Origin of the sequence: Fulvivirga sp. M361, from assembly GCF_007097395.1 — a bacterium.
In the GTDB taxonomy this organism is placed as follows: Bacteria; Bacteroidota; Bacteroidia; order Cytophagales; family Cyclobacteriaceae; genus Fulvivirga.
The window spans coordinates 26118-44319 of the sequence record NZ_VKDC01000028.1 but is presented as its reverse complement, the minus strand read 5'-3'; the positions used below and the strand labels follow the sequence as shown (position 1 = coordinate 44319).

15 protein-coding genes and 1 tRNA gene are annotated in these 18202 nt (G+C 40.0%); 3 read left to right on the top strand and 13 right to left on the bottom strand.

All coding sequences use genetic code 11. The features are described from left to right. Positions 1 to 3: 3 nt before the first annotated feature. Positions 4 to 393, bottom strand: coding sequence for a DUF2721 domain-containing protein (locus FNH22_RS23635; RefSeq protein ID WP_143400925.1), 390 nt, complete (start codon positions 391 to 393; stop codon positions 4 to 6). A 62-nt stretch (positions 394 to 455) separates the two neighbouring features. Here FNH22_RS23635 and FNH22_RS23630 point away from each other — a divergent pair, with 62 nt between their 5' ends. Then, complete coding sequence (locus FNH22_RS23630) at positions 456 to 1349, top strand: TraB/GumN family protein (protein ID WP_143400924.1); 894 nt, start codon at positions 456 to 458, stop codon at positions 1347 to 1349. A 16-nt stretch (positions 1350 to 1365) separates the two neighbouring features. Here the strand turns inward: FNH22_RS23630 and bshB1 are convergent, their stop codons facing one another. From bshB1 to FNH22_RS23595, 7 genes are all read right to left on the bottom strand, one after another. After that, positions 1366 to 2088, bottom strand: coding sequence for a bacillithiol biosynthesis deacetylase BshB1 (gene bshB1, locus FNH22_RS23625; protein WP_143400923.1), 723 nt, complete (start codon positions 2086 to 2088; stop codon positions 1366 to 1368). A 117-nt stretch (positions 2089 to 2205) separates the two neighbouring features. Then, the gene (gene trxB / locus FNH22_RS23620; protein WP_143400922.1) at positions 2206 to 3162 is read right to left on the bottom strand and encodes a thioredoxin-disulfide reductase; all 957 of its coding nucleotides are present in this window, start codon (positions 3160 to 3162) and stop codon (positions 2206 to 2208) included. 156 nt (positions 3163 to 3318) lie between these two features. Further along, on the bottom strand, positions 3319 to 4182 hold the full coding sequence (locus FNH22_RS23615; protein WP_143400921.1) for an RNA polymerase sigma factor RpoD/SigA: 864 nt from the start codon (positions 4180 to 4182) through the stop codon (positions 3319 to 3321). Between the two features lie 87 nt (positions 4183 to 4269). Then, positions 4270 to 6408, bottom strand: coding sequence for a polyribonucleotide nucleotidyltransferase (gene pnp / locus FNH22_RS23610; RefSeq protein WP_143400920.1), 2139 nt, complete (start codon positions 6406 to 6408; stop codon positions 4270 to 4272). 79 nt (positions 6409 to 6487) lie between these two features. After that, positions 6488 to 6763 (bottom strand): 30S ribosomal protein S15, encoded by a 276-nt coding sequence (gene rpsO, locus FNH22_RS23605; protein WP_143400919.1) that lies wholly within the window; start codon positions 6761 to 6763, stop codon positions 6488 to 6490. A 152-nt stretch (positions 6764 to 6915) separates the two neighbouring features. After that, complete coding sequence (locus FNH22_RS23600; RefSeq protein WP_143400918.1) at positions 6916 to 8727, bottom strand: LptF/LptG family permease; 1812 nt, start codon at positions 8725 to 8727, stop codon at positions 6916 to 6918. Positions 8728 to 8782: 55 nt separating this feature from the next. Further along, positions 8783 to 9178, bottom strand: coding sequence for an START-like domain-containing protein (locus tag FNH22_RS23595; protein WP_185154378.1), 396 nt, complete (start codon positions 9176 to 9178; stop codon positions 8783 to 8785). 144 nt (positions 9179 to 9322) lie between these two features. On the opposite strand from FNH22_RS23595, the gene FNH22_RS23590 reads away from it, so the two are divergent. Next, a tRNA-Met gene (locus FNH22_RS23590) sits at positions 9323 to 9396 on the top strand. Positions 9397 to 9556: 160 nt separating this feature from the next. Here FNH22_RS23590 and FNH22_RS23585 read toward each other — a convergent pair. The 5 genes from FNH22_RS23585 to FNH22_RS23565 form a co-directional block, all read right to left on the bottom strand. After that, positions 9557 to 9916 carry a helix-turn-helix domain-containing protein gene (locus FNH22_RS23585; protein WP_143400917.1) on the bottom strand — a complete coding sequence of 120 codons (360 nt, stop codon included), beginning with the start codon at positions 9914 to 9916 and terminating at the stop codon, positions 9557 to 9559. A 223-nt stretch (positions 9917 to 10139) separates the two neighbouring features. Then, positions 10140 to 12272 carry an AAA family ATPase gene (locus tag FNH22_RS23580; protein ID WP_143400916.1) on the bottom strand — a complete coding sequence of 711 codons (2133 nt, stop codon included), beginning with the start codon at positions 12270 to 12272 and terminating at the stop codon, positions 10140 to 10142. Between the two features lie 134 nt (positions 12273 to 12406). Then, entirely contained in the window at positions 12407 to 13318 is a 912-nt protein-coding gene (locus FNH22_RS23575; RefSeq protein ID WP_143400915.1) for a hypothetical protein, read from the bottom strand. 548 nt (positions 13319 to 13866) lie between these two features. Continuing rightward, positions 13867 to 14064 carry a type II toxin-antitoxin system RelE/ParE family toxin gene (locus FNH22_RS32980; RefSeq protein WP_143400944.1) on the bottom strand — a complete coding sequence of 66 codons (198 nt, stop codon included), beginning with the start codon at positions 14062 to 14064 and terminating at the stop codon, positions 13867 to 13869. A gap of 101 nt (positions 14065 to 14165) precedes the next feature. Beyond that, complete coding sequence (locus tag FNH22_RS23565; protein WP_143400914.1) at positions 14166 to 14411, bottom strand: type II toxin-antitoxin system ParD family antitoxin; 246 nt, start codon at positions 14409 to 14411, stop codon at positions 14166 to 14168. A 971-nt stretch (positions 14412 to 15382) separates the two neighbouring features. On the opposite strand from FNH22_RS23565, the gene FNH22_RS23560 reads away from it, so the two are divergent. Next, positions 15383 to 18115 carry a carbohydrate-binding protein gene (locus tag FNH22_RS23560; RefSeq protein ID WP_185154377.1) on the top strand — a complete coding sequence of 911 codons (2733 nt, stop codon included), beginning with the start codon at positions 15383 to 15385 and terminating at the stop codon, positions 18113 to 18115. Positions 18116 to 18202: the final 87 nt, after the last annotated feature.

Genomic DNA, 18202 nt, shown 5'->3' with positions numbered 1-18202 from the left:
TTTTTATTGCATATCACTTAGTTCGAGGTTTAATGCTTTTGTACTTATTTGAATCTCCCTAAGTGATATGCCTAATGATACCAGTAAGAACAATATGCTGGCGCCAAAAATATAATTCCCCCATTTTTCGTTCTCGCTGAATAGCATGAACATGCTCAGTACACACAGGAAGAAGCTTGAAATACCGAAAATCTGCATATTTTTTATCAGGCTCAACCTCGTTTTAAGGTTTCGGATCTGACCTGATATAACCCCATGGTCCGGATATTCTTTATGTTTTTTATGAAGTCCCCTGATCAACGTTGCTATAGCCAAAAAACGATTTGTATAGGCTAATAAAAGCAACGATATTGCAGGAAACAGTAAAGCAGGTGTAGTAATATTAATAGACATTATAGAAAATATTTTTATAGATTCGCAATAATACCAGTTGTACCTTGTAATCAAAATTACTTATGAATAAAGCTGTACGGTTCACTTCAATGCTGTCATTGATCTTAATTTTTGTCATCTCTTCAAATGTAAGTGCTCAAAACTACAAGAAGAACGCCATTCTATGGGAAGTAAGCGGTAACGGATTAGAGACTCCCTCCTATATAATGGCTATACTCAAGTTTGTACCTGAAAGTAAGTACAGCATCCCACAGGAAGGCCTGGAAAAGTTAAAAGCATGCAAAATTTTATCTACAGAAACACTGTTGGACCACCATGCCAAGCACGAATTAAACAAGGCTGCCCATCTGGAACACCATGAGTCTTTAAAGGATTACCTGACCAAAGAAGAATTTAAACAGCTTGAAAAACTGTTTCATGACAAGTTGGGCGTTGGTAAGCTAAAATTTGAGATGGTATACAGCAAATTTAAGCCGGTAATGTTATCCACTACCATCACACGTCTGGCCCAAAAGGAAAAGGTCAGATACTACGAATTAGAGTTACTGCAACTGGCAGAAACAAACGGATTGATCTCCTTAGGACTGGAAACCGTGGAGCGAGAAGTAGCAGCGCTGGAAAAATTCGCGCTCGAAGATCAGATCCATTCTTTGAAACATACGATCAACAACTTTGAAGAACAAGTAGAGGACTATGAAAAAGTAGTGGAATACTACAAGCAGGGGGATTTGCATAATACTTTGGAATATACATTACACCCGGTGGAAGGAAATCGAAATTTCAAAAAGTATTTTATTGAAGAACGAAATAAAGAGTGGTTGCCAAAAATGATAGGTTACATGAATCGGGCTCCCACCTTTTTCGCTATAGGTGCCTCACACCTGGCCGATGATATCAGCGTACTTAAGTTATTGGCTGATCAAGGGTATGATGTAAAGCCCTTACCTTCAAAGTAACGGAATATCTTTGAAGTTACTTCAAATTGAAAAGGTCCGTAACTCCTATGTTGCGGTTAACGGTAAACCCCTCACCATAGGCCACTCCTATTGAATGACCCAGTTCTTTCCCACGGCCTTCTATCATTTCCATAAATTGAGGAGATGATATATACGTATCAGGCTCATCATTATCCGGGTCATGGAACTGGGATTTAAAAGCGCGTATGGCCTCCATTTTCTTATCCCAATGCGCACTTACGTCTACGATCAGGTCCGGTGAAATGAATTGACTCTGAATATAGTGATAGACTACTTGCGGGCGCCATGGGGCTAGCAATTGTCCATCGTCATCCTTCACCTCAATTTTTACCAAACCAGATAAAAATGTAGCCTCAACGGCAAGCTTAGCACCTCTTCCATGGTCCGGGTGTCTGTCTTTTATGGCATTTGCAAATAGTATCGTAGGGCGGTATGTTCGAATGGCTCTGACTAATTTTAACTGGTTAGTCCGGTCTGCTTCAAAAAAACCATCTTCCATTTCCAAATTACTACGAACGGCTAATCCGAGTATCTCAGCTGATGCTTTGGCCTCTTTATCCCTTATTTCAGGCGTTCCACGTGTCCCTAGTTCACCCCGGGTAAGATCTACCACGCCTACCTTATACCCTTTAGCAATATGTGATGCCAATGTACCCGCACAACTCAATTCTGTATCATCAGGGTGAGCGGCAAAGGCTAAAATATCTAGTTTTGTCATCGTTTTATATCTTTCCGGCAAAAGTTATGGTGTCCAGGTAATATTTCCGGGACAAAAAATAAGACCGGAATAGCTCCGGTCTTCACATTTATTCTTTATTACAATTCTGAAACTGGTTTAGTTTTCAGAAACCAATTCCATTTCTTTTGCCTGGAGAAATCTTTCTGCATCTAAAGCCCCCATACATCCGGTACCTGCTGCTGTCACAGCTTGCCGATAAACTTTGTCAGCAGCATCGCCTGTGGCAAAAACTCCTTCAATATTGGTTTTAGAGCTACCAGGTATCGTTTTTAAGTATCCTGTCTCATCCATATCCAGGTAGTCTTTAAATATACCTGTATTAGGCGTATGGCCTATGGCTACAAAAAAGCCTTCCAGGGCTATCTCTCTTTTTTCACCTGTCTGAGTGTCTACCACGCGCATGGCATTCACAGATTCTCCATCCCCTAAGATCTCATCGGTCTGCGTATTCCATAACACTTCTATATTTGGTGTATTCAACACACGACTTTGCATGATCTTAGAAGCACGCATTTCATCACGTCTCACCAGTAAATATACTTTAGGACATAAGTTGGCCAGATAAGTAGCCTCCTCTGCAGCAGTATCCCCTCCTCCTACCACTGCCACTACTTTATCCTTATAAAAAAAGCCATCGCATATGGCACAGGCGGATACGCCTTTATTATAATATTCCTTTTCAGAAGGGATACCCAAGTGTTTTGCACTTGCTCCCGTAGAGATAATGACTGACTCCGCCGTGATCTCATGCTTGTCATCTACAACAGCTTTGTGAGGATAGCCTGAGAAATCCACTGACGTGACCTGACCAAATCGAATATCAGTACCAAATCTTTCAGCTTGTTTTTGGAAATCCATCATCATTTGTGGCCCGTTGACACCTTCAGGGTATCCAGGGTAGTTCTCCACATCATTCGTCGTAGTGAGTTGTCCGCCGGGCTGTCCGCCGGTAATCATAACAGGTTTCAAACCCGCCCTGGCAGCATAAACAGCCGCAGTGTAACCTGCCGGACCTGAACCTATAATTAGTACTTTAACTTTTTCCTCTGTCATAACAGTAACTTAATGCTTATTCTTCTTAACCTGCATTTAAGAGAATTGGTTTTAATAAAACCAATCTATTCTTCAAAATGTCAGTCATTTAGCAAATACTAAAAAAAGGTCTCGTTAGTTCACGAGACCTCGATCTTATTACTTATAGTCTTATCATCAACCTAAATAAGGTTTGAGCGCTTTACTCCTGGAGGTGTGCCTAAGTCTTCTTATTGCCTTTTCCTTGATCTGGCGGACTCTCTCACGTGTAAGGTTAAATTTCTCTCCTATTTCTTCCAGGGTCATAGAATGTTCTCCGTTCAGCCCAAAGTACAGTGTTATTACATCCGCCTCTCGTTGCGTCAATGTAGACAGCGCTCTTTGAACTTCCCTGCGTAGTGAGTCATTCATCAACTCACTATCCGGCTTCTCTTCCAGGTCATTTTCCAGTACATCCAACAGGCTGTTCTCTTCCCCCTGAATGAACGGAGCATCCATGGAAACGTGCCTGCCAGATATTTTCATCGTGTCCACTACTTCAGAAGTGGTCACCTCTAATACTTCGGCTAATTCGTCAGGAGAAGGTTCTCGCTCGTACTTTTGTTCCAATTCGGAGAATGTCTTCGAGATCTTATTTAAAGAACCTACCCTATTCAGGGGTAACCTTACAATACGAGACTGTTCAGCAAGTGCCTGTAGAATGGACTGTCTTATCCACCATACGGCGTAGGAGATAAATTTAAATCCCCTGGTCTCATCAAAACGTTGTGCAGCCTTGATAAGCCCGAGGTTTCCCTCATTGATCAGGTCTCCTAATGACAGTCCCTGATTTTGATATTGCTTAGCTACCGAAACAACAAACCTAAGATTCGCTTTTGTAAGCTTTTCGAGGGCCAGCTGATCTCCCTCCTTAATGCGCTGAGCAAGTTCCACTTCCTCATCAGGAGTTAACAGATCTACTTTTCCTATTTCCTGCAGGTACTTGTCAAGTGATTGACTTTCCCTGTTCGTGATCTGTTTACTAATCTTAAGCTGTCTCATTCAATCCTGTCCATTATTAGTTATAGAACCCAAGTTCATAACGATTTTAACGAATTACAGATCAAATGGCAATAATTCACGGGAAAATTAGCTAGCTTTTTCTTCCTTTTTTTCTGGCTTAGGTAACAAAACTTTACGAGATAATCTGAATTTGCCGGTTTTCTTATCTACCTCCACAAGTTTTACCTTTACTTGTTCTCCTACTTCCATTATACCTTCCATTTTCTCTACTCTCTCCCATTTTATCTCAGAGATATGCAATAGGCCATCTTTACCAGGCATAAACTCTACGAACGCCCCAAATGGCATAATGGACTTCACCTTACCGTCATATACTTCCCCCACTTCAGGTATGGCTACAATGGCTTTCACTCTTTTCAAAGCTTCATCCATGGCATCCTTGTTCACTGCGAAAATGCTTACGATACCGTTTTTATCATCTTCCTCTATCACCACTGTAGCACCGGTTTCTTTTTGTATTTCCTGTACTACCTTACCGCCAGGTCCTATAACGGCACCGATCATGTCTTTATCGATTTTGACAATCTCTGAGCGCGGTGCGCTAGGTTTTAGATCCGCCGCAGGCTCTTCGATCGTTTTCTTCATTTCATTAAGAATATGAAGTCTTCCTTCACGGGCCTGTTCCAATGCTTCTTTCAACACATCATACGAAAGGCCATCGACTTTAATGTCCATTTGAGTGGCCGTAATTCCTTTTTCAGTACCTGTCACTTTAAAATCCATGTCACCCAGATGATCTTCATCTCCAAGAATATCAGAAAGGATGGCAAATTTACCTGTTTCGGCATCTGAGATCATTCCCATAGCTATACCTGAAACCGGTCTTTCTATCTTGATCCCGGCATCCATCATGGCCAGTGAACCGGCACAGACCGTTGCCATGGACGATGAACCATTTGACTCCAGGATATCAGATACTATACGTATGGTGTAAGGGCTTTCTGCAGGTAAAACTTCTTTTAAAGCTCTCCATGCCAGGTTTCCATGCCCTACTTCTCTTCTCGCCGGACCTCTGTTAGGCTTCACTTCACCTGTAGAAAAACCAGGGAAATTATAATGAAGCATAAATTTATTGGAACCGGAGTACATTGCACCATCAATGAGTTGTTCGTCCAGTTTTGTCCCTAACGTAACCGTGCTCAATGACTGGGTCTCCCCCCGGGTGAATACAGCAGAACCGTGTGTAGAAGGAAGATAATTTACCTCAGACCATATAGGGCGTATTTCATTCATTTCCCTTCCGTCCAGCCTCTTACGTTCGTTCAACACGAGGTTACGGCATGCTTCTTTTTGGATGCCTTTAAAGTACGCGCCTATCAGTAGGGCATTTACCTCTTCCTCTTCGTCAAAACTTTCAACAAACTCTTCCTTGATCTTACTAAAAGACTCTGATCTTATCGTTTTATCAGCAATTTGTTGTTGTGCCACTGCATACACTTTATCATAAAGTTCTGCGTGCATGCGGCTTTTCAATTCTTCATCATGTACCTCATGCGAGTATTCACGTTTTTCTGTTTTTCCCGCTTCTTCCTGAAGTTCAAGCTGTACCTGACATTGGACCTTGATCGCTTCGTGTGCCACTTTAATGGCTTCCAGCATATCATCTTCAGACACCTGTTTCATCTCTCCTTCCACCATCAGGATGTTCTCAATGGTAGCTGCCACGATTATGTCCAGGTCAGCTTCTTCTTTTTGTTCTTTGGTAGGGTTTACGATGAATTCGCCATTCACTCGTCCTACACGCACTTCAGAGATAGGCCCGTTAAAGGGTATATCAGATACTGCTAATGCAGATGAAGCAGCCAGGGCGGCCAATGCATCAGGCAGTGCGTCTTCATCTCCTGAGATCAAAGACAAAGCAATTTGGGTATCCGCATGGTAGTCATCCGGAAACATGGGTCGTACCGCACGGTCAACCAATCTACTGATAAGAATTTCGTAATCAGACAGGCGTCCTTCTCTTTTCAGGAATCCGCCAGGTATCTTACCGGACGATGCAAATTTTTCCTGGTAGTCGACAGAAAGGGGAAGGAAATCCACATCTTCTTTGGCCTCTTTCTTAGACACCACTGTAGCAAGCAACATGGTATTGCCCATTTTCACTACAACAGATCCATCCGCTTGTTTCGCTAGTTTACCCGTTTCAATGGATACTGTTCTTCCGTCAGGTAGGTTAAAAGTTTTATTGATAATATTCAATTGCATAAAAATATATTTTGTATTAGAGCCTGATATGATGCTCTGTGAAAGGCAAAAAGGGAATCTTAGCGATTCCCTTTTAAGTTTATTTTCTAATTTTTAATTCAGCTATGATAGCTCTATATCTCTCGATATCTATTTTTTGTAAGTAATTCAGCAACTTTCTTCTCTTACCTACTAATCTCAAAAGACCCTGCTGAGTAGAGTAGTCTTTTTTGTTCTGCTTCATGTGCTCTGTGAGGCGCTTAATGCGGTAAGTAAAAAGTGCTATTTGCGACTCGGCAGAACCTGTATCGCTTTTTGCTTTTGACCGACCATGATTTTCAAACAGCTCTTGCTTTCTCTCTTTTTGTAAATACATGCTTAGTTCAACTAAATGATAAATAAAATAAGGTGCAAATTTAGGAATGTCATAACCAATAACCAAGCATAGTGAATAGAATAAAACTGTCTTTTAATGCTTTGAAAATAAGATCAGTGAAAATAGAAACGATCACTACTAACCGGCATCAATCATAACTCTGAGGATGCTTTACTTTTTTTACGGTTGTACCAACTTTTTACACGTTCTATGATCACATTGTAAAAATCCGCATCAAACAAACGTGCGTCGTTCCGCGCCTGTCTCAAAAACAGCAACCCGATAGGAAATAAAATGCCATTGGCCGCCCACATACCTATTAACGGGTCAATAACATCTTGTTTGGCCCATTTTTCACCTGTCATGCTGATCACATAAAAGATGATGAAAAATATAATAGACATTAACACTGGCACTCCAAGTCCACCCCTTTTGATAATAGCACCTAATGGAGCGCCTATCAGGAACATAATGATACACGCCACAGAATTCGCCAGGATCTTATGGAATTGAACAGCGAAAACGTTTTGCTCATATTTCATTTTTTTAATGGTGGTGTTTGACGTCTGCAACTTACTTTTCGCCTGACGTGATAAGCTAAGTGCCGATTGAACTGTTTTCAGATCCGGTTCCATTATTATCAGCTCTTCTACAACCTCAAGTGCTGTTTTGGAGGAATCATTCGCCAATGAATCCTTTTTTGCCATGGATTCCAACATTTCAACATCTACCAGGGGCGCTACTATTTTTGGGTTATCAGGGCTATTACCCTTTAAGACTAAATCAGGACTAGCGTTTAACTTAGCTGCTTTGGACAATCGCAGTTTCTTTCTTGCCTCAAGCTCTTCAATTCGCGCTTTATTTTCTGCTATTTTATCCTGCTCATCTGAGCTGTATTTCGTTAGCTTTTCTGACGATGCTTCTTCCTCAAGTTTCATCAGTGAATCCTTCTCTTCGTACTTGCGGATTTCAGCCCTGAGTTTCTCCAATTCCAATGAATCCTTTTGTTCCTGATGCATACGCAGGTATTCCGGAAGCTCTATGGTATCGTCCCTCATATGGAAATAAAAAGCATAGGGAGCTTCTGAGAACACCTTCGCACGTCTATCGAGTATGCGGCCTTTCATAGAATCTATGTCCGTGGTAAGCTGTGAGACATTTCGCATGATGCGGTTTCCTTCAAAAAGACTCTGGTCGGTCCTGTCCAGTCCAAAAGAGGACAAGTCAAGGACATATTCACTACGACTAAAACTACTACGCGAAAGTGTTTCTTTTTTGCTTTTCCTTCGATTCGAGCCTGCTTCCGAACTATTTTCAAAGTAGAAATTACCACTAAAAAGTTCTAATTTTAAGTACCTGTCATTTAGAATGGTATACATGGCTCCGGAATCTGCCAGTGTCACTTTTTTATTGCCGTTTTCATTACGATGATCATAGATAATGATATCTTCCAGGCGCTTACCATCTTCATTACGCTTGTTTACCTTAATGCTGAAGTCAGGGATACCATTGTAAAAAGCTCCTGGTTTTAGGTCCAGCGCCGGTTTCTTTTGTTTGATGTCATACAGAAGGCTATAAGCTTCAAGAGCGGACTTGGGCACAAAATAGTTGTTGGAGTAGAAAGCAAGTACCGTGAGGGCAAGCACAAAAATAAATATAGGTAGTAAGGCCCGCAATAGCGATATGCCCGCACTTTTAATCGCGGTCAGTTCAAAATGCTCTCCAAGATTTCCAAAAGTCATCAGAGAAGACAGTAATATGGCCAATGGGATGGAAATAGGTGTCATGAACACTGCAAAGTGGAAGAAGAGCTGTGCGAGCACATCCCATCCAAGGTCTTTCCCCACGATGTCGTCAAAATACTTCAACATGTGTTGGGTCAGCAGTATGAACACCACTACCAGGAAAGTCAGGAAAAATGGCCCCAGGAACGAGGACAGGATCAGTTTATCTATCTTCTTCATTGCGAAGCATCACATCAAAAAACCGGCCAAAATTATCACAATTTGAAAGAAATACTCACCCTCCAACGGTTTCTTTCAGATTATCTACCAACCCGCTCCACAAATCGTGCAACTCATCGGTGTCATCCATTTCAGAATAGTCGGTAATTTTGATAAAAACGGATTGAGTAAGTTCGTTCATATCCAGTCTTAACTCAAAGTAAGCCGGATCCTCTGCATCTTCATCGTTTTCCGGCACAAACTCAAATTTCACATAGTTGTTCGTTCTATGCGCTACCAGTCGTGCCCGGTGATCTTCATCATCCCAGATAAAATTAAAAACCTTATCTTCATCAATCGTAACATCGTCTGCCATCCACTGCGACAACCCACTCGCGCTGTGCAAATAAGGATACAGCATCTTCTTAGAGGCGTTAATTTCAAAATCAGTGGTGAATAAATGCTTACTCATGTATTAAATATTAGGTATTTTAAGATAGAGTATTTTTATCAGGTTACAAAATAAATAAAAAATTAAAAGCTTTTGGAATCTCTAAAACAAACTTAGTAAGTTTGCGCTCCATTTGCAGGCAGAAATACGCAGAGGAAAAGATTTGGCGAGGTAGCTCAGCTGGTTAGAGCGTCGGATTCATAACCCGGAGGTCGGGGGTTCAAGTCCCCCCCTCGCTACTTGTACATCAAGCAGTTACATTTATTTGTAACTGCTTTTTTATTTTATGTACAACATATGTACAACAATTGGCATTTTTATTAGAACGAAAGAAAAGAGGGCCGCTTGAGCTGTTTATGGCTCTGCTTCCCTCTTTTCTGTATCTGGTAAAATCACGGGTTAGCCAGTCTGATTGACAAGCTCCTTATACGCGATGGGCTCATGATTATCATTAGTGGCTGTTTTAATCGTACGAGTATTATCATTCGCTGTAATTTGACAGATTGGTTCTGGTGAGGGTTCTTTGGGTATAATCATAAGTTGACTTTTGAGCGCATCCGCCCAGCAATAGAGATGAAAAGCTGTCGGACTTCTCACACCGCACTCCCAATGACTGACCAGCCTATCGGCAACACCAAGCGCATGATTAAGCTGATCTTGGGTGATGCCAAGCCTCTTTCTACGCTCAATCAATTGTTTCACAACATCCCCAAGGAAGTCAGTCCTTACCTTATGTGGATAATCAAATTTTATATGCATGTATATTCCTTTCCGTTTTTTACTGGCATATATCCATAAGTTGAAAGGCGGGGAATTTATACTGACAGATAGAAGGTTTCCATATTAAAATGAAGTAGATGGGCTAATAAATACGATTGGGTGTAGTTACCCAATTATCAACTTGTGGTCTATCCTATGAGTATGATTTCCAAATAGGTGTTAGCGAGTTAAAAGCCACTGTAAATACATGTGTCTGATGTTTTTATTTAAAGATTTGCCTAAATATCTCACTTAGTTCACAAACTTCATTATTATCGATTCGAGTTTTAGGAAGGAATGTTAAGTCATCCATTTCCTTAATGAGATTTACAGCACTTAACGCCTTTGTTGGTTTATCATCTCCTGTCACTTCCGAGGGGTAGTAATCTTCTATTACTCCCTTACTCAAAATGAAAATATTGATTTCTCTCAAATCTCTTAATAGTTCATGTTTTAAGTCCAGATCCCCTTCGGAATACCCAAGAACTTGCCTTCTCAAATTATTAGATTCTTCAGCAAACAAATAATCAATATCCGATTTATCATTTTCAGATAAAGTATGCCCTTCTTTAACACATTCTGCGAGTTGTTTTAAACGCTCATATTTTTCCTTCCAAGTATATCGCCTCGTTAATTCCTTTATTTTAGATTTTTTTAGGTCTGCTTCAAATTCATTAGATTCAGCTATATGGTCTAATTTTGAAAGTAGTTCTTCTCGCTTTAGTAATATTTCTTCAGCAACTGAGTATTTATCAAAACCATCAATTAGCATATCTAAGTCCACCAATGAATACACCTGGACTTCAAAATGTTCGTAAAAATTAGTATACCGTTTGAGATTTGACTTACCACTCATACGAATAATTGGAATATTATGATTGTCAAAATTCCAGTTTGGATTCAGGGTGCTTGCCAATTCCTTCAAATAGATTAAATCTGAATCTCCCTCTACAAGTAGAACTTTATTAGCAAAGAACGCAGGAGTACAATTTTCATAGCAAAGTATTTGAAAAGCATCTTTATAGGCCAAATCTCTTTCCAAGTTAACGGCAATTAATTTACCGTAAGGTTTACCGTCAATTGGATATTCTTTCTTAACCTTTATAAATGAGCCGGTTGAATTTGCCGAGAAAAAAAGTGGAGAATGTGTAGTAACAAAAACTTGGTTTTGTTCGTTGGAAAGGCTTTCAAGCGCTTCAAACAATATTTTTTGAGCGTTTGGATGAAGGTAAAGTTCAGGTTCTTCAAAAAGAAATATATAAGGCTGAGAATTGACTTCAAGAGTTTCTCCCTCATTCTTTTCTTCGAACTTCTGTTTCTTATGCTCCTTAAGTTGATCTACATATGTTCTTAACAATGAAAAGGTGAGAGCTCTCTTTATGCCATCACCTTTTGTATCAATTGTATCCTTTACTCCGTCATCTATGAAAATTTTAGAATTACTAAATACTTGCTTTAACTCCGGTTTGGGTACGCTTATTTCAACTTGAACTTTAGGGAAGTTTTCCTTGAGATAATTTTCCATTTGGCGTTCAATTGTAATGATTTGTTGAATTCTATCATCTGATATACCTTCATCCGTTTCAACAATATTTAAAAGTCCATGCAACCTTTCAAATGAATTAGAAATTTCTTCAAATTCTTTAGTATTCTCTAGAAATCTCAGCAGGATACCAAGAAGCTTTCCAAAAGTCGTAGACTCTTTAGTTTTAACATCATCTTTTAAATCTTTGACAGCGGCAATATAAATTGGTTCAGGTAGAAAATTTGTTATGCTATTTTCGATCCCGGTCGGGAGATTTGTGATCTGCATTTCCAGATCATCAGAAGTCAGGTTATTTACGATAGACTCGATTTTTTCTTTCGCTGCTTTTTGAGTTTTTAAATCATTAAGCTGGGATTCATATTCTGGCAGCAATGTGATTAAGTTGCTTGAAATGTCTGCCCCCTTTTTTCCCTTCAACAAGTTATTTATGTTGTCCTCAGATAGCCTTGAGTCTTTTGGACCTAGCTTCTTACAATATAATTTTGATTTTCCATCTTGGTCGTACAATCTGACCAATGTCAATCTGCCATCAATAATAATTTCCTCAATTCTCGGCTTATGTTCTGGGGATAACCTTAGAAGATCTTCATCTGAAATATCGGTAAACTCGAGTTCTATATATACCTCATTCTCTATATTGTAATAATCAGATTTGGATATTGTACTTCCTGAGAAAAACAAACTTACAGCAACTAAGATAGTTGATTTGCCAGCATTGTTTTCTCCAATAACGCAAGTTAATGGAGATGGAAAAAAATGAGCCTCTTTAATTCCTCGATAATTGTCTATTCTTACTCTAGAAATATTCATACAAGTCAGTTGTAGTTAGAATCTAACCATCATCCATAAACTGGACTTTTCAAATTCTCACAAAAGTATCGGACAGGAAGTTTCCTTTGCAAATAGCTCAATTAGTTATAGATGATAGTGATTATTAGAACTCATTATTCTTTCGTCAAACTATCAGGAAGAGCCTCTATTAACTTCAAAAGTTTCTCTTCAAGTTCTTGGTTCTCTTTTGCCAAGGCATCTAATTTCTTTTCAATAGCAACCGTCTTTGCAGAAACTTTCAATTGGTTGTCAAATTCACCGATTTTTAGGTAAGATCCTAAATAACTTTCTGTAACTATGGAATAATCTGATAAATTACTGCTTTTCAAATAATCACTCCTCTCAGACTTGAAAGATTCTATATTCTGCTCCATTAGTTTAATTCTGCTTGAATAGGTATTATCCAGTTTCTCTTTCAGCCCGTCTCTTAATTGAGTTAAAGTTGAAAATGTATTTTCAATTCTGTCAGTGTAAAAAGATTGAATCTTAGGTCCCACAATATTCTTCTCGATTTCTTGTTCTTCCATATAACCATTCGAACGAACCTTCTTGATTACTCTATCATTAAAAGTTAGGTCACTAACGAAATTGTTTCTAACATACTTTTCAAAATTAGTCTTTATATCGTTCAGGTCATTTTTAGAGGCTAAAGAAAGAGTTTCCAGATCATCAAAAGAGACAATGTTATTAATGCTCTGACTTTTTTTATAAGCACTGTCAATCTCATTAATTTTACCCTCATGTTTTTTCAATAAATCAGATACTTGGGTTTCAATTTTCTTATCAAATTTATCAAAGCTATTTAGTCCAAAAATTCCTAAACCAAGTCCAATTAAGGGTCCTATAACATAGATGACTTGAATTCTGGATCTTATGTTAACAATTTCCTCCGAAAGTTTTTCGTCAGACAGAATAACATATGCCTCTCGATTCTTTAGAAATAACCAGTTGAACAAGGCAAATCCAACTATTCCACCAATAAATGCAGATAGAGTTAAAATTAGAAGTATCAATGAACTAGACATATACTTAACATCTAATATTTTTGACCAAAATTCAGAAACGAACTCTAACTATTGAATAATTGGACTCCCATTGTCCGCCTTTCAAACTCACTTGTAAAGCCCCTGAATTCAAATCGTACGTTAAATTTTAGTATTCAAAGAACAAACTATTACCTAGATTAAAAAATACCCAAGGTTGGGTATTTTTTAATGTCATTACTATGTCAGTAAGTAACTTCAAACGTCTAGGTTAATTCTTTTTCATCGAAAACTTTGAAAAGGAAATCACATGGTACAAACAATCGAAAATAATTCGGTTATTCTCATCGACCCGGAAGAGGAACCTAAGGTCGTTGCCGCACTTATGCAGAATATGTTTTTCTTTCCTCACTCATGCTCAGTTTGCGCTAACGATATTCTTCGTACAAACTCAATCTATCAAACACTCGGGAAAAGGAATTGAAATCTAAGGAGAGAGCATTTCTTTGGGAGTTCATCAAAAGAAATTACAAATGAGCGCGTCGGGCTCGTATCCGCCGATTGGCGGACACAGCTTGGTTAGCTTTGGCTCATTGATACTTTTGTAACTCTGTTTCTCTACCGGCATGAATTACCCGGATAACTTCAATTCCCTTGGAAATAGGGCGGTAATATATTACATATTCACCGAATGGCCAACCTCTCAAACTTGGCACATAAATGCCTCTCTCTGTACCCATACCGGGAGTTTCTGCCAGTTTGGAAAACTCTGTGTCTATTTTATCAATAAAACGTCGGCGTTAAGACGGCTTCTTTTTTCGACTGCGATATAATACCAGATTTCGAAAAGGTCTTCTTCAACAAGTGGCGTGCGCTTAACAATCGCCATTTAGTCTAAACCTAAATCATCGGCCCGTTTATGCGCCTTTCTCAAAAACTCGTCTTTATCCCAGGTTTCGGAAGCGCCGCTTTCTACCCCCCGCTTAATCTCTTTTTCCATTTCTGTGATTTTCAGTTCTTTTTCTTCAAGCAACCGAAGGCCTGCCCTTACAACTTCACTGGCGTTACTATACCTGCCAAATTTAAGCTGCCGGCTAATGAATTTTTCTAAATGATCATTTAAGGACACATTCATATTTAAAGATTCCCTTTTTACTAAAAACAAAAATAACAACAAATAACAACTATTGTTATTTTGGACAGGTATTTTTAATCGGCTCCTGAATAACTTACGATTAGGTAAGCACAACCGCTTCGTTTGTCGTTAATTAATTTTATGGCTGTTTCACCCAAGTAATGAGCAACAACCTCCATTATGAATATTATAAATAATTAATCATATAGTTGAAAAATTTTCAAGATACCTTGGAAAATATTAGCATTTCATTCAAGCCTAAAAAGAAAAGGTTCGATCACTCGCCCCTCGGCGCTACTTGTACATCAGGCAGTTACATTTATTTGTAACTGCTTTTTTATTTTATATGCGACGTGTTAACCTTCCGGATTGACGCGCTTCTTATATATTATTGGATCATTATTATCGTTCGTTGCGCTTTTCGATTCACTAGTATTATCATTCACTGTAATTTGACAAATTAGTCCTGGTGAATATTCTTTGAGTATAATAGCGAGTTGACTTTTGAGCGCATCCGCCCAACAATACAAATGAAAGGCTGACGGGCTTCCTTGAAAATTGTATCACTAATGGCATATACAATAGTGCGCTTTATAAAAAGCACTACAGGGAAACACATTTAATGAGACAGATGTCAAAATAATGCCTATTCAACAAGTGGCATTAATCAAAGTGTCATATTATTTTAAAATATTCCATAGGGATCATACATCATTGCAATGATGTATGATTGATGTATACAATCATTTGCCATTCGACTCAAAGCACTATTTCTGTCCATTTGATCTAAGCTATTTTCTACCCCTGATGTAGTATTGATGTACCTGATATCTTCAAAATAAACTGTGATAAAATTACATTTAAGTTTCGCAACCGATTGCGGAATGTTTCACCTAAACTTCTAACTTATGATACCTCCAAGTATATATTCCAAATGGCTTCACCCATGCAGTCAAATAAAGAGACTCATATTGATCTTAGCCCTCATCTCATTTCATGCTACTATGTATGCTCAGATAGGTCCACTTATCTGGGAAGATAATTTTAACACTTTAGACAATAACATCTGGCTCCCTGACATTGGTGACGGTTGTGATATTGGCCTATGTGGCTGGGGAAATGCCGAGTTACAGTCTTATCAGGCAGATAACGTATACATAGCCGATGTTCCTGGCGAACCTGAAAATAAAGCTCTAGTGCTGGAGGCTCGTAATCAGCAGGCAGGATCGCGCGCTTTTACTTCTGGTAAAGTTACTACACAGGGTAATCTTTCGGTTCATTACGGCCTGATAGAAGTGAGGGTGCGCGTACCTGATCTAAACATGGGGTTATGGCCAGCAGTCTGGCTACTGGGAGCAAACAATCTCACCTGGCCGGCCAAAGGAGAGATCGATATGATGGAAATGGGTTTCTCTCAAGCCGGACGGGATTATCAGCAAGAGCCCAATTCTACCGTAAACAATTATGTCGGTGCCAATGCCTTTTTTGCCACTGAAGATGGTGGCGTGGGAAATATAGCCTTCGATGTCGACTACAATCAGCCGTATGTTGCAGCCACCCCATTAAACGACCGATTCGTTACCTACAGGATTTATTGGGAACCTACACAATTGCGATTTACTGTGGTTGACAATTCTATAGAACGCGATCTTTATACTAATCCGTTACCAATAGACCCTGATGGTGTGACCGGCGTATTTTCCAGACCTTTCTATATGCTACTTAATCTTGCGGTAGGAGGCACTTTGCCAGATGTACTTATTAACAATGAAGTGACAGCCCCGCTACCAGGCAAAATGTATGTGGATTATGTTCGAGTTTACCAATGGAATGGCCATGGCAGTGTAGCATTCAATTATGATGAACTGACAGCTGAAGTCGGTACTTTCGGAGTGTATACGGATCAAACGCCTACCAATAATGAACTGACATTTGGCGCTGACGCTCAGATATACGCGTGGGGAGGCACGTTGGAAGACGGGATTATCCCACCTTACGAAGGAAGCAACGTAATATCCTGGAAGACTACCGCTGCCAATAGCTGGTTTGGTGGAGGTATCGTTTCGCTGAGTGGAAAGGATATGTCGGGTTTTGTAGAGGAAGGATCATTAAAGTTCCGTATCAAGATCCCCGGCAATGTTTCTTTCAGGATCGGACTTACTGATAATTTTACCAATGAAAAATACATAGAGTTTCCCGCCGGTCAGACTAAATATGGATTGGTAAGGAACGGCGAATGGGGCTTGGTAGAGATCCCTTTGGCAGATTTTAGCGGACTACTGGCTTTTCAAGACATCGGGTATATGTTTGCCATTACCAGTCTTGATGGGGCCTTACCTTCGTCTATATTCGAGTTCGCTATCGATGATATCATATGGGATGATGGAAAGAGTACGGGTCCTCCCATAGTGAGTAGTATAACTGTTTCCCCAGCCAGTGCTACTATAGGAGAAGGACAGACCGCACAGTTGCAGGCCAGTGCTTTTGATCAGTACGGTGCGCCTATCAATACCACTTTCAACTGGAGTACTACCGGTGGTAATGTTTCTAATACGGGCTTATACACCGCTACATCGCCCGGCAGTTTTACGGTAACGGCTTCCAGCAATACTGTCAGTGGAAGTGCCTCGATAACGGTCAATGCCGCAACCAGTGGCTTCACCATACCTGGTGTGGTAGAAGCAGAAGACTATGAAGATTATTTCGATACGACGAATGGAAATACCGGCGGAGCATATCGGTCGGATGATGTGGACATAGAAATCACCGGTGATGCTACAGGAAGTTACAATGTAGGTTGGATTGCCAGGAACGAATGGCTGCGTTATACGCTTAATGCCACAGCCGGTTCAGGTAATTACGATATCATTTTCAGAGTGGCTTCATCGAATGGCAACGGACGTTTCCGCATGGAAATAGATGGTAACAACATAACCGGCACGTTAGCTTCTCCCAATACCGGGGGATGGCAGAATTATGTGGATGTAATTGTAGAAGATATAACGATAGGTCAGGGACAACATGATCTGCGCATCTTCTTTGAAAACGCCGGGCTTAATATCAATTATATCAGCTTCACGGAGGCTACAGGGCCATCAACGCCGAATGCATGCAGTCAATTGGCAGCGAATGGCGATTACACTGTAGTATTCTCCAGTGATTCAAATAACCCTACGGTCACATTTGTTCCTTCTGCATCAGGAATGGGCACGCCCACATGTATTCTATACTACAGCACTAATCCTGGTGCTACCTTCCCTGGCTATCCGGTGTCGCCTGATACACCTTTCACAATTAATGCGCAAAATGGGGAGACGGTGTATCTCTATTACACCTATTCTGTACCTGAAGGTGGAGAAAGGAATACCTCAGCCAACAGGCACAGTTTTGTAGTAGGCAGTTGTAATACTAACACCACTGCGAGGAGGGCCTCTGACGGAAGTTCCGATAATGATATCACCAACCAGATGACATGGGTGAGCGTTTATCCTAACCCGATAGGATCAGAACTGACTATTGATATGCCTGCTACTGAGCATTTTGAAAAATTGGCAATCATAGATATGCAGGGTCGGGTAGTCATCGAAAGAGCTATTATAGGACAGCGCACGATCAAGATCAACACGCGTCAATTGCCCGAAGGTATTTATATGGTAGAACTGTCCGGTGCAGCGCAGAGAATAGTCCGTAAAATAGTCAAATAGATAGGTGAACTTTCTTTATTGACAAAGAAAGTGTTGACCTATATGGCCTGAGCGACTGTAATTATATACCAGATACTTTTAATCTGA

Coding starts and splice junctions, on each gene's coding strand:
- FNH22_RS23635 (WP_143400925.1), bottom strand. CDS start 393: ATGTCTATTAATATTACTACACCTGCTTTACTGTTTCCTGCAATATCG.
- FNH22_RS23630 (WP_143400924.1), top strand. CDS start 456: ATGAATAAAGCTGTACGGTTCACTTCAATGCTGTCATTGATCTTAATT.
- bshB1 (WP_143400923.1), bottom strand. CDS start 2,088: ATGACAAAACTAGATATTTTAGCCTTTGCCGCTCACCCTGATGATACA.
- trxB (WP_143400922.1), bottom strand. CDS start 3,162: ATGACAGAGGAAAAAGTTAAAGTACTAATTATAGGTTCAGGTCCGGCA.
- FNH22_RS23615 (WP_143400921.1), bottom strand. CDS start 4,182: ATGAGACAGCTTAAGATTAGTAAACAGATCACGAACAGGGAAAGTCAA.
- pnp (WP_143400920.1), bottom strand. CDS start 6,408: ATGCAATTGAATATTATCAATAAAACTTTTAACCTACCTGACGGAAGA.
- rpsO (WP_143400919.1), bottom strand. CDS start 6,763: ATGTATTTACAAAAAGAGAGAAAGCAAGAGCTGTTTGAAAATCATGGT.
- FNH22_RS23600 (WP_143400918.1), bottom strand. CDS start 8,727: ATGAAGAAGATAGATAAACTGATCCTGTCCTCGTTCCTGGGGCCATTT.
- FNH22_RS23595 (WP_185154378.1), bottom strand. CDS start 9,178: ATGAGTAAGCATTTATTCACCACTGATTTTGAAATTAACGCCTCTAAG.
- FNH22_RS23585 (WP_143400917.1), bottom strand. CDS start 9,916: ATGCATATAAAATTTGATTATCCACATAAGGTAAGGACTGACTTCCTT.
- FNH22_RS23580 (WP_143400916.1), bottom strand. CDS start 12,272: ATGAATATTTCTAGAGTAAGAATAGACAATTATCGAGGAATTAAAGAG.
- FNH22_RS23575 (WP_143400915.1), bottom strand. CDS start 13,318: ATGTCTAGTTCATTGATACTTCTAATTTTAACTCTATCTGCATTTATT.
- FNH22_RS23565 (WP_143400914.1), bottom strand. CDS start 14,411: ATGAATGTGTCCTTAAATGATCATTTAGAAAAATTCATTAGCCGGCAG.